8 protein-coding genes are annotated in these 10,972 nt (G+C 70.7%); 2 read left to right on the forward strand and 6 right to left on the reverse strand.

Features of this window, described 5'->3' with window-relative positions; translation table 11 throughout:
- Positions 1-290: 290 nt before the first annotated feature.
- The gene (locus tag AOK01_RS10230; RefSeq protein ID WP_055510627.1) at positions 291-839 is read left to right on the forward strand and encodes an AAA family ATPase; all 549 of its coding nucleotides are present in this window, start codon (positions 291-293) and stop codon (positions 837-839) included.
- Between the two features lie 209 nt (positions 840-1,048).
- Here AOK01_RS10230 and exaC read toward each other — a convergent pair whose 3' ends face one another.
- The 5 genes from exaC to xylB all read right to left on the reverse strand — a co-directional run bounded on the left by exaC (position 1,049) and on the right by xylB (position 8,031).
- A complete protein-coding gene (gene exaC / locus AOK01_RS10235; protein ID WP_055510628.1) occupies positions 1,049-2,572 on the reverse strand; it encodes an acetaldehyde dehydrogenase ExaC in 1,524 nt (507 codons plus the stop codon).
- Between the two features lie 215 nt (positions 2,573-2,787).
- Positions 2,788-4,068, reverse strand: coding sequence for a GAF domain-containing protein (locus tag AOK01_RS10240; protein WP_055510629.1), 1,281 nt, complete (start codon positions 4,066-4,068; stop codon positions 2,788-2,790).
- Between the two features lie 200 nt (positions 4,069-4,268).
- Complete coding sequence (locus AOK01_RS10245; RefSeq protein WP_055510630.1) at positions 4,269-4,880, reverse strand: N-acetylmuramoyl-L-alanine amidase; 612 nt, start codon at positions 4,878-4,880, stop codon at positions 4,269-4,271.
- A 381-nt stretch (positions 4,881-5,261) separates the two neighbouring features.
- A complete protein-coding gene (locus AOK01_RS10250; protein ID WP_055510631.1) occupies positions 5,262-6,473 on the reverse strand; it encodes an ROK family transcriptional regulator in 1,212 nt (403 codons plus the stop codon).
- 112 nt (positions 6,474-6,585) lie between these two features.
- Positions 6,586-8,031, reverse strand: coding sequence for a xylulokinase (xylB, locus tag AOK01_RS10255; protein WP_055510632.1), 1,446 nt, complete (start codon positions 8,029-8,031; stop codon positions 6,586-6,588).
- Between the two features lie 189 nt (positions 8,032-8,220).
- Here xylB and xylA point away from each other — a divergent pair, with 189 nt between their 5' ends.
- Entirely contained in the window at positions 8,221-9,387 is a 1,167-nt protein-coding gene (gene xylA / locus AOK01_RS10260; RefSeq protein WP_055510633.1) for a xylose isomerase, read from the forward strand.
- A gap of 195 nt (positions 9,388-9,582) precedes the next feature.
- Here the strand turns inward: xylA and AOK01_RS10265 are convergent, their stop codons facing one another.
- Positions 9,583-10,923 carry an esterase-like activity of phytase family protein gene (locus AOK01_RS10265; protein ID WP_055510634.1) on the reverse strand — a complete coding sequence of 447 codons (1,341 nt, stop codon included), beginning with the start codon at positions 10,921-10,923 and terminating at the stop codon, positions 9,583-9,585.
- Between the last annotated feature and the right edge of the window lie 49 nt (positions 10,924-10,972).

A 10,972-nucleotide genomic window follows, 5' to 3' on the forward strand; every position in this document is an offset into this window, starting at 1 on the left:
ATCCATCAGAAGGGCCCTAGCACCGACCTCGTCCGTCAGCAGGTCATCCGCAGTTTCCGCGGCCGGCGCAACCTCGTGCTCTCCGCGCTGAGTGGGAAGGAGCCGCCACAGTCGGAACGGAACGCACAGCGCAGGGCCGGGCGTTGACGCACGTGGGTCGAGGTTCTGAGCGCGGACGGTCCCGCGCCGTCAGGCGAGCACGGTGCAGGGCAGGCCCTACCTTGCCTCGCGCTGAAAGCGGGGCGGTCCTTGCGTGCCACCTGCCCTGCCTGTCAACGGCCGCCGATATCGTGCGTGGTGTGGTGGGAACTGAAGACACGTGCCTGATCGTGGTTCGCGGTAACAGCGCCTCGGGGAAATCGTCCGTTGCGGCGGGATTGCGTGAGAAGTTCGGCCGCAACCTTGCGATCGTCGGCCAGGACAACCTGCGCCGGATCGTGCTGCGTGAACGCGACCGGCCCGGCGGCGCCAACATCGGCCTGCTCGACCTGACCGCCCGCTACGCCCTGGCCAACGGTTTCCACGTCGTCGTGGAGGGCATTCTGTACGCCGACCACTACGGCACGATGCTGCGGGACCTGGTGCGCGCCCACCGCGGCGTCACGCGGTGCTACTACCTTCACGTGCCCTACGCGCAGACGGTGCTCCGGCACGCGACGAAGCCCGATGCCGCGTATCTGAAGCACGTCACCGCCGACCACCTGCGTGACTGGTACCGCGAGATGGACCTGCTGCCAGACGCCCTGGAGAGCGTCATCGACCCTGACAGCCCTCTGGACGCCACCATCCAGCGGATTCTACGCGAGAGCGGCCTGGACCGTGTGCCCCCGGTTGACTGACGCCCCGTCAGCGGCACGACGCGGTCATTGTCCACCTTGGGTGCGTCGTTCGGGCTGGGTCGGCGGGACCACCTGGCCCGCTACTGCCCCGGGAAAATTCGCTTGAGTCGCCACTTGTGACGTCAGGTGCCAAGGTGATCGCGGACAGTGGTGTCTGTGTAGAGGTTGCCTGGAGCGGAACGGAGCCTCCAGGCAACCGGCTTGAGGCTCTAGAAGAACCCAAGTTTCTTCGGCGAGTACGACACAAGGAGGTTCTTCGTCTGCTGGTAGTGCTCCAGCATCATTTTGTGGTTCTCGCGACCGATGCCGGACTGCTTGTAGCCGCCGAACGCCGCGTGCGCCGGGTACGCGTGGTAGCAGTTCGTCCACACCCGGCCCGCCTGGATCGAACGTCCCGCTCGGTACGCCGTGTTCATGTCGCGCGTCCACACCCCGGCGCCGAGTCCGTACAGGGTGTCGTTGGCGATCTTGATGGCGTCGTCGAAGTCCGAGAACGACGTGACGGACACGACGGGACCGAAGATCTCTTCCTGGAAGACCCGCATCCTGTTGTCGCCCTGGAAGATCGTTGGCTGTACGTAGTACCCGCCCGCCAACTCACCGTCATAGTCGATACGGTGACCACCCGTCAGTACCTTGGCGCCCTCCTGCTGGCCGATGTCCAGGTAGGAGAGGATCTTCTCCAACTGGTCGTTGGAGGCCTGGGCACCGATCATCGTGTCGGTGTCGAGCGGATGGCCGGGCTTGATCAGCTCGGTGCGGGCGATCGCCGCGTCGAGGAACTCGTTGTAGTGGCCCTGCTGAACGAGTGCGCGGGACGGACAGGTGCACACCTCGCCCTGGTTCAGCGCGAACATCGTGAAACCTTCGAGCGCCTTGTCCCGGAAGTCGTCGTCCCGCGCCCACACGTCGTCGAAGAAGATGTTCGGCGACTTGCCGCCGAGTTCGAGCGTGACCGGCTTGATGTTCTCGGAGGCGTACTGCATGATCAGCCGCCCCGTCGTGGTCTCGCCGGTGAACGCGACCTTCGCCACCCGCGCGCTGGACGCCAGGGGCTTGCCCGCCTCGACACCGAAGCCGTTGATGATGTTGACGACGCCCGGCGGCAGCAGGTCCGCGACCAGGCTCATCCAGTAGTGGATGGACGCAGGGGTCTGCTCGGCGGGCTTGATCACGACGGCGTTGCCCGCCGCGAGCGCCGGCGCCAGCTTCCACACCGCCATCAGGATTGGGAAGTTCCACGGGATGATCTGCGCCACGACGCCCAGCGGCTCGTGGAAGTGGTATGCCACCGTGTCGTCGTCGAGCTCGCCGAGCGACCCCTCCTGTGCCCGGATCGCTCCCGCGAAGTAGCGGAAGTGGTCGATGGCGAGGGGGATGTCGGCGGCCAGGGTCTCGCGGACCGGCTTGCCGTTCTCCCAGCTCTCCGCGACCGCGAGCTTCTCCAGATTCGCCTCCATCCGGTCAGCGACCTTGAGGAGGATGTCGGCCCGCGCGGTCACCGACGTGCGGCCCCAGGCGGGGGCGGCGGCGTGCGCCGCGTCCAGCGCGCGCTCCACGTCCTCGGCCGTGCCTCGCGCGATCTCCGTGAACGGCTGCCCGTTCACCGGACTCGGGTTCTCGAAGTACTGCCCACGGGCCGGCTGTACGTACTCGCCGCCGATGAAGTGGTCGTACCGCGACTGGTAGGAGACGATCGCGCCTTCGGTGCCGGGCGCCGCGTAACGGGTCATGTGCTCTGCCTCCCGAGGAAGGGCCGCCCGCCTTTGGACAGCACTCGCCGCGAGGGTAGGGGCGCGGAGGTTGCAGGTACGTTGCGCCGCCGGGCCGGGCCGGGCCGGGCCGGACCAGGCCAGGCACGGCGGCATGGCGGGCTGGGCACGGCGGGCCGGCTGAGCGACCGTTGCCGACCGCACGAGCCGCAGCCGTACGTAGCTGTAGAGGTACGTCAGCGTCGCGCCCATCCGGCGTACGCCCCGGGGTACGCCGACTGTTCGGTCTCCAGCTCCGCCAGCCGTGCCCGAACCGGAGCGGTCGGGCGGCTGGTGGCCAGTGCTCTCCACACGTCGAGGTCGTCCTCGCCCCACGGCGCCTGGGCCCAGTGCGCCAGCAGGTCGGGGTCACGGCCGGCGACGAGGGCGGCCCGCAGTCCGTCCGCGAGCCGGCGGCGCAGCCGCACCACCGCCGGGGCCCGTGAACCGGGCAGCAACGGACCGGCGTACGCCGCCACGGCCGCCGTGACCGCGCCGGCGCCCAGCTTGCGCTCCACGACCGCGACATCGGACTCGACCGGAACCGCGAGCCGGTAGGGCCGTGAACCCAGGACTCCGGTGCCGAGCAACCGGCGCAGGCGGGCCAGTTCGGCGCGCAACGTCACCGGCGTCACCGACTCGTCCTCGTACAAAGCGCATTGCAACTCGTCGCCCGTCAGGCCGTCCGGATGCCGGGAGAGCAGCACCAGGAGCTCGCTGTGCCTGCGGCTCAGGCGCACCGTGCGGCCGTCCGCCACCAGCAGCGCCTCGTCCCGGCCCAGAGCGGTCAACTGCAGGGCGTCGGTGGCGGCCGGTATCGGGGTGAGCAGCGCCAGCTGGGACTCGGCGGCGCGTGCCACGGCCTGCACGAAGCCCAGGCTGTGCGGATGCGCGAGCCCGTCCCCGCCGGTGATGTCGACGGCGCCGAGCAGCCGCCCCGTGCGAGGGTCGTGCACCGGAGCCGCCGCACACGTCCATGGCTGGACCCGCCGGATGAAGTGCTCCGCCGCGAACACCTGCACCGGCCGGTCGAGCGCGACCGCCGTACCCGGAGCGTTCGTGCCCATGGCGGATTCCGCCCACCGCGCGCCCGGCACGAAGTTCATGCCGTCCGCCTTCTGTCGCGTGCCGGGATGGCCCTCCACCCACAGGAGCCTGCCCTGCGCGTCACACACCGCGAGGAGATGCTCGCCGTCCGACGCGAACGTGCCCATGAGCTCCCGGAACAGTGGCATGACCAGGGCCAACGGGTGTTCCGCCCGGTACGACCAGAGGTCTCCGTCGGTGAGATCCACACGCGCGGAGCCGTCCGGCCCGACTCCGGCCCGTGCGGAACGCCGCCACGACTCGGCGACCACGGCCCGTACCGGCCGAGGCACCGTGCCCACCTCGGTGAACGTCTCGTGAGCGCGGCGCAGCACGCGAACCCGCTCGGCGGGATCGGCCCCCGGGTTCAGGGCCACCCATGGATCGGTCAATGTGGCCTCCTCACAAGGTGTTGTACTCGCGCTGGACTGTGGCCGGCCCGGTGTTGGGACCTGGCCGTTGGACTGGAGTCGGATCGGCCTTGGGACCGGCCTCGGCGACCGGCAGCGGCGAGGCTGGTGACATCGTGACTCCGTCGGCGGACGCGGACAAGCGTCGCGGCAGTCTTGGATGCTCTCCTGGCTCGTGGCGGTCAGGCGGAGCCGACCAGTCTCATGTAGCGCGTCCAGTCCCAGTGCGGGCCCGGATCGGTGTGGTCGCTGCCCGGCACTTCGTAGTGCGCGAGGATGTGCGAGCGGTCTTTGGGGATCGCGTACTCGGTACAGATCGCCGCGGTGAGTTTCGCCGACTCCTCGTACAGGGCGTCGGTGAAGTACGCCGGCTTGTCCACCCAGCCCTCGTGCTCGATTCCGATGCTGCGGGTGTTGTAGTCCCAGTTGCCCGCGTGCCAGGCGATGTCGTGCTCGCGCACCATCTGTGTGATGTGACCGTCCGTGGACCGGACGACGTAGTGTGCGGACACCTGCTTCTTCGGGTTCTGGAAGATTCTGAGGGTGTCCGGGTAGGTCGCCTGTGTCACGTGGATGATGACGAAGTCGACGGGATGGCTCGTGGGGCGGTCGGCCACCGTGTAGTTGGACGTGCTCGCCTTGGACCACTGGGACCGCGGGTAGTCGACGGTTTGCGGCTCCGCGCCCGCCCGTGTGCTGGGGAGCAGGGCGGTGGAGAGCGTGGCGAGGGCCGCGCTCTGGAGCAGGCGCCGCCTGCTGGGCAGGGAGGCGGGCGGCAACTTGGCTCGGTCCACGGAGGTTTCCTCTCGGGGCGGTGATGTGCTCGCCGGGACGGGGTACGTGAGCCCCGGGGCGGTGGTTCGGCAGGCGTCGGGCGCTGTCCGAACCGTGGATGCAAGGCTCAACGCCCCAGGGCCGTCGCGGTTTCGCGATCCGGGCGTGCAGTCCCCGATGCGTCTTTTTCGGCATGCGAATCCCCCGATCCCCGTACGTGCCCGGACATGCCTCCGTCCCTCCGACGGCGGCGTCTCGCGTGAACCACGGTACGGGTCTTGCCGGTTGGGGAGGCGGGGGCGGCCGAGATCCGTGGACAGCACGGTGATTGTGGACAACTCGGTCACCCGAAAGGGGACCGCAGCGACGCAGCGGACGCGGGGGATGGGGGCGGTCGGCGCCTACGCCCCGCCGCCCCCCACCGCCGCCGGATCATCGAGCACGGCCCGTACGACGGAATGCGCGGCGCCCAGCAGCGGGCCCTCCGGGCCGAGCCGGGAGACCGACACCGCGCAGGCCGGCCCCGCCGTCCTGCGTGCCAACTCCCGCTCCAGCGACGGCAGCAGCCAGGGCGCGAGCCCGGACAGGGCCCCGCCCAGCACGACGGCCTCCGGGTCCAGCAGATTGACGGCGCCCGTCAGCGCGATGCCGAGCGCGGTACCGGCGTCACGCAGAGCGCGCCGTACGTTCTTGTCGCCCCCCGCGGCGTGTTCGGCCAGCAGCCCGACGCGGTCCTCGCCCGGTTCCAGGCCCGCCGCGCGCAGCACGGCCTCCTCGCCCGCGTACTGCTCAAGACAGCCGCGCCCGCCACAGGCGCACGCCGGACCCTCGGGCCGTACCGGTACGTGTCCCAACTCGCCCGCGAAGCCACGCGTGCCACGCAGTAGCCGCCCGTCCACGACCACGGCACCGCCGATACCGATCTCCGCGGAGACGTGCAGGAAGTCGCGCGGTGCCGCTTCGTTGAGCCAGAGTTCGGCCAGGCTGCCGAAGTTCGCCTCGTTGTCGACGGTCAGCGGGAGTCCGTCCGGCAGCAGAGGCCCCAGGTCGGTGTCGTGCCAGCCGAGATTGGGGGCGCGCACCACCGTCCTGGCGTCACGCGCCACCAGGCCGGGCACGGCGACGGCGAGACCCGCCGGCCACAGGCCTTCCTTGTCCACTTCGGCGACGATCTGGCGTATCAGTTCGGTGAGCTCCCGCAGTACGGGCTCGGGGGCTCGGCCGCGGTTGGTGCGGTGCCGCACCAACCGCGCGCGCACCTCGCCGCGCAGATCGACCGCGCACACGGCGAGGTGATCGACGCCCACCTCCGCACCGATCCCCGCCGGGCCGCGCCCGCTCAGGGCCAGCGCCGAACCGGGCCGCCCCACTCGCCCGGGCCGCTCGGGGCCCAGCTCCTCAAGAAGCCCCGAGCGGATCAGTTCGTCCACGAGAGTCGAGACGGCGGCCCGGGTCAGCCCGATACGGGAGGCGACGGCCGCCCGGGACAGCGGCCCGTCGGCGTTCACGGTGTGCAGCACCCGCGAGAGGTTGCGGCGGCGCATGCCCTGTTGCGTATCGGGCAGCCGTCGGCCGGGACTGCTGGGGTGGGCCTCGTGAAGCGGTGCGGTCATGCCTGAGTTAGTCCTCGTCCCCGTCCGGCCGGTCCCCTGAGGGCTGCCCTGTCCGTGGTGGCGCCTCGGGGGAGCCGGCGACAACCGGCCCCGCTCCCCCGAGGCGAAGCCGTCAGCCCTGATCGGCCTCCCGCTCCAGCAGCGGGGCCGCGTCGGAGAGTACCCCGGCGATCCGCGCGAGCGCCGCCTCGTCCCGCTCCCCGGCTTCCAGCACCGGCCCGCGTGCCGTGTTCCAACGCCGGGCCACCGCCGCCGGATCCTCCCCGGTCAGCACACCCGCGGCCTGTGCGGCGGCACCGAGCGCGACCAGTTCCTTGGCCTCGGGTACCTGCACGGGCCGCCCCGACAGCCGTCGTACGGTCTGCTGCCAGGCCGTTCCCCGCGAGCCCCCGCCGATGAGCAGGAGCGGCGCCGAACGGTCCGCGTCCTCGTCGAGCACCAGGTCCAGGGCGCCGAGCAGCGAGTGGACGGCTCCGTCGTACGCGGCCTGGAGCAACTGTCCCCGGGTCGTGTCGTGCCGCAGCCCGTGCAGCAGGCCCGAGGCGCGCGGCAGGTTGGGGGTGCGCTCGCCGTCCAGGTAGGGGAGCAGCGTCACATCCGTACCGGGCTCGACGGCCTCGCGGTCGATGCCGAGGAGGGCGGCGACGCGGTCCACGGCGAGGGTGCAGTTGAGGGTGCAGGCCAGCGGCAGCCAGTCGCCCCGCGCGTCGGCGAAGCCCGCCACGGTGCCGGTGGGGTCGGCGGGCCGCCGCGTCGACACCGCGTACACGGTGCCGGACGTGCCGAGGCTGAGCACCGCGGTGCCCGGGCGCAGCCCGAGGCCCAGCGCGGCGGCGGCGTTGTCACCGGTGCCGGGAGCGACCAGCGTGCCCTTGGCGAAGGGCAGGTCGTCGGAGTCGCGCACGGTTCCGACGACCTCGCCGGGCCGGACCACCCGGGGCAGCAGGGCCGGGTCGAGCCCCACGTGGCGGAGGACCTCCTCGTCGTACGCCTCTGTCCCGGACGCCCACCAGCCCGTACCGGAGGCGTCGCCCCGGTCGGTCGTGCCAAGGCCCGTGAGGAGTTCGGTGAGGTAGTCGTGGGGCAGCCGCACGGAGGCGGTGGCGCGGACGGACTCGGGCTCGTGCTCGGCGAGCCACGCCCATTTGGTGACCGTGATGGACGGGCCCGGCACGCTGCCGGTGCGCTCGGCCCACGCCTTCGGACCGCCCAGCTCCTCCACGAGACGGCGGGCCTGCGGAGCCGACCGTACGTCGTTCCACAGGAGTGCGGGGCGCACCGGAGCGCCCTGGGCGTCGAGCGTGACGAGCCCGTGCTGCTGGCCGCCGACCGACACCGCGGCGGCCTCGCGCGCCGCGTCCCCGCACTGGTGCAGCGCCTCACGCAGCGCGTCCCACCACTGGCGCGGATCGCTTTCGCGGCCCGCGCCGGAGGACACGGTGTGCGGCGCCTGGCCGCTCGCCACCACTTCGCCGGTGGCCACGTCCACGACCAGGGCCTTGGTGGATTGGGTGGACGTGTCCACGCCGACGACGAGCGGACCCTCGGCTGCTGACATCGAACTCTCCCTTTTCCGCGGCTCCGCGGGGTCTGACCTGGTGTTTTCGGGTTCCGTCGGGGTCGGCACAGCCCCGTTTTCGCCCGTTGCCCCTCCTCGGAGACATCTTGTCCCTTCCCAGAGATGCCTTCGCATACTAATTTGTTAAGTGCCATGACGAAATAGTCGGAGCACGCAAGGAGCCGCACCATGAACTACCAGCCCACCCCTGAGGACAGGTTCACCTTCGGCCTGTGGACCGTCGGCTGGCAAGGACGGGACCCGTTCGGCGACGCCACCCGGGCCGCCCTGGACCCGGTCGAGTCGGTACAGCGCCTGTCGGAACTCGGCGCCCACGGAGTGACCTTCCACGACGACGACCTGATCCCCTTCGGGTCCTCGGAGACCGAGCGCGAGTCGCACATCAAGCGCTTCCGCCAGGCTCTGGACGCGACCGGCATGAAAGTGCCGATGGCCACCACGAACCTGTTCACGCACCCCGTGTTCAAGGACGGAGGCTTCACCGCCAACGACCGTGACGTGCGTCGCTACGCCCTGCGCAAGACGATCCGCAACATCGATCTGGCGGTCGAGCTGGGCGCGCAGACCTATGTGGCGTGGGGCGGCCGTGAGGGTGCCGAGTCGGGCGCGGCGAAGGACGTACGCGTCGCGCTGGACCGTATGAAGGAGGCCTTCGACCTCCTCGGGGAGTACGTGACCTCCCAGGGCTACGACCTGCGCTTCGCGATCGAGCCGAAGCCGAACGAGCCCCGCGGCGACATCCTCCTGCCGACGGTGGGCCACGCACTGGCCTTCATCGAGCGACTGGAGCGCCCGGAGCTGTACGGCGTCAACCCCGAGGTCGGCCACGAGCAGATGGCCGGGCTGAACGTCGCGCACGGCATCGCCCAGGCCCTGTGGGCGGACAAGCTCTTCCACATCGACCTCAACGGCCAGTCCGGCATCAAGTACGACCAGGACCTGCGCTTCGGAGGAGGCGATCTGCGGGCCGCCTTCTGGCTGGTGGACCTCCTGGAGACGGCTGGTTACGCGGGCCCGAGGCACTTCGACTTCAAGCCGCCGCGGACCGAGGACTACGACGGCGTGTGGGCCTCGGCCGCGGGCTGCATGCGCAACTACCTGATCCTGAAGGAGCGGGCCGCCGCCTTCCGGGCCGACCCCGAGGTCCAGGAGGCCCTACGGGCCTCCCGCCTGGACGAACTGGCGCAGCCCACCGCCTCGGACGGTCTCCAGGCGCTGCTCGCGGACCGTGCCTCCTTCGAGGACTTCGACGCCGAGGCGGCAGCGGCCCGCGGTATGGCGTTCGAGCGCCTCGACCAGCTGGCCATGGACCACCTGCTGGCCGCCCGCGGCTGATCGCGGCGGAGCACGCGCGAGGACGGAGAACGGCCCCTGCGCGGAGATGTCCGGAGTCATGCGAGCCACGCCATGAGTCCGGAGCACGTTCCGCGTGGGGCCGCTTCGTGTCCGGGGGAGTACGCCACGCGCGCGTGGACGGGTCGCGCGTGGACGGGTGAAGACGCCGGGCGGAGGCGTCCGTTCAGATCCCGTTCAGATCCCGCGCGGCAGACGTACGTACGTCACGGTGGTCTCGATTCCGCTGTCCACCAGGCGTCCCTGGGCGTCGAAGGCCCCTGTCCCGTCCGTCATCCCGAAGTCGTTGTCGTTGATGAGCGCGAGCGTGTCACGGTCCACGCGCGCGACGCCCTCGATCTTCCCGGGCACTCCCTTCACCTTGCCGAGGTCCACGACAAGACGCTTGCGCAGCACGGGGACACCGGACGCCGCGGGATCCTCCAGCTGTTCCAGGGACGGCGACGTCGAGCTGTCGTCCCACGTGTCACCGAGGATGTCCGCACCACGAGTCAGCTTCACGACCTGCAGCCGGGCGGCGTTGTCGGTGCGCTCCTCGACCAGCAGCCGGTCGCGGCCCACGGCCACCACGGACGAGATCTTCAGCTCGGACGGGTCGTCCTCGTCAGGGTCCACCACGCCCACCGGATCGAACCGGTACGCGTACTCGGCGGTCACGGCGTGCTTCTTCGTCGAGAAACGCAGCAGACGTGCGGTCAGCGACGCCTCACCCGCATCCGTGTCCGGCAGGGACAGCGGGCTCTGTACGGCCAGCATCAGATCCCCGCCCGGGAGCAGGGCGAGCCCTTCGAAGCCGCGGTTGATCTTCCGGTGCAGCAGGACCGCGGGCAGCGCCTCGACGACCGGGTAGTCGGCGCCGGTCAGGTTCAGCCCCTTCGGGACAAACCGGGTGAGTACCTTCCCGCGCGCGGAGACATGGACCAACGAGGGCCCGTACTCGTCCGCGAGCCAGAAACTTCCGTCCGCGGCACGCACGATCCCTTCGGTGTCCAGACCGTTCGGGTCGAACGAGAGCGGCGTCTTCGCGTCGTAGGAGTACGGCGCCTCGTCGCGTGCCTTCTGGTTGGGCAGACCGGTGACGGGCCTGCCCGAAGAAGTGGTGATCGGGATCGAGTCCAGCACCTTCACGGACGCACCGGACACCCGGATCCTCACAACCGCCGGATCGAAGCCGGGCACGGGAAACGTACGGCGCTTCACGCCGTCCACCTTGATCTGGCCGTTGGGCCCGCGGTCCGTGACGGTCCAGAACTCCCCCTTGCGGCCGGCGGGGTAGATGTCGCTCCCGATGCCGCCGAGATCCACACCCCGGTCGTCGCCCACCGTGCCCGGCAGCAGCCCGTTGCTGAACGTGCCGAGAGGGAGCTCGCCGAGCGTCGCCGAACCCGTGACCCGCGCCTCCCGGGAGGGCGCGCCGACCGCGGGGCCCGCCACCACGAAAGCGGCCAGCACGGCGAGCGGCACGCCGGCGGCGACGGAACGGTGGACACGGCGCCGGCCTGCGGCGTACGGGGACATGGGGCCTCCTGGGACACAAGTTCGATGACAGTCGCAAGATTTCGCCCTC

This window comes from Streptomyces aurantiacus, assembly GCF_001418335.1.
Taxonomy (GTDB): Bacteria; Actinomycetota; Actinomycetes; order Streptomycetales; family Streptomycetaceae; genus Streptomyces; species Streptomyces aurantiacus.

Coding starts and splice junctions, on each gene's coding strand:
- xylB (WP_055510632.1), bottom strand. CDS start 8,031: ATGTCAGCAGCCGAGGGTCCGCTCGTCGTCGGCGTGGACACGTCCACC.
- exaC (WP_055510628.1), bottom strand. CDS start 2,572: ATGACCCGTTACGCGGCGCCCGGCACCGAAGGCGCGATCGTCTCCTAC.
- xylA (WP_055510633.1), top strand. CDS start 8,221: ATGAACTACCAGCCCACCCCTGAGGACAGGTTCACCTTCGGCCTGTGG.
- AOK01_RS10265 (WP_055510634.1), bottom strand. CDS start 10,923: ATGTCCCCGTACGCCGCAGGCCGGCGCCGTGTCCACCGTTCCGTCGCC.
- AOK01_RS10250 (WP_055510631.1), bottom strand. CDS start 6,473: ATGACCGCACCGCTTCACGAGGCCCACCCCAGCAGTCCCGGCCGACGG.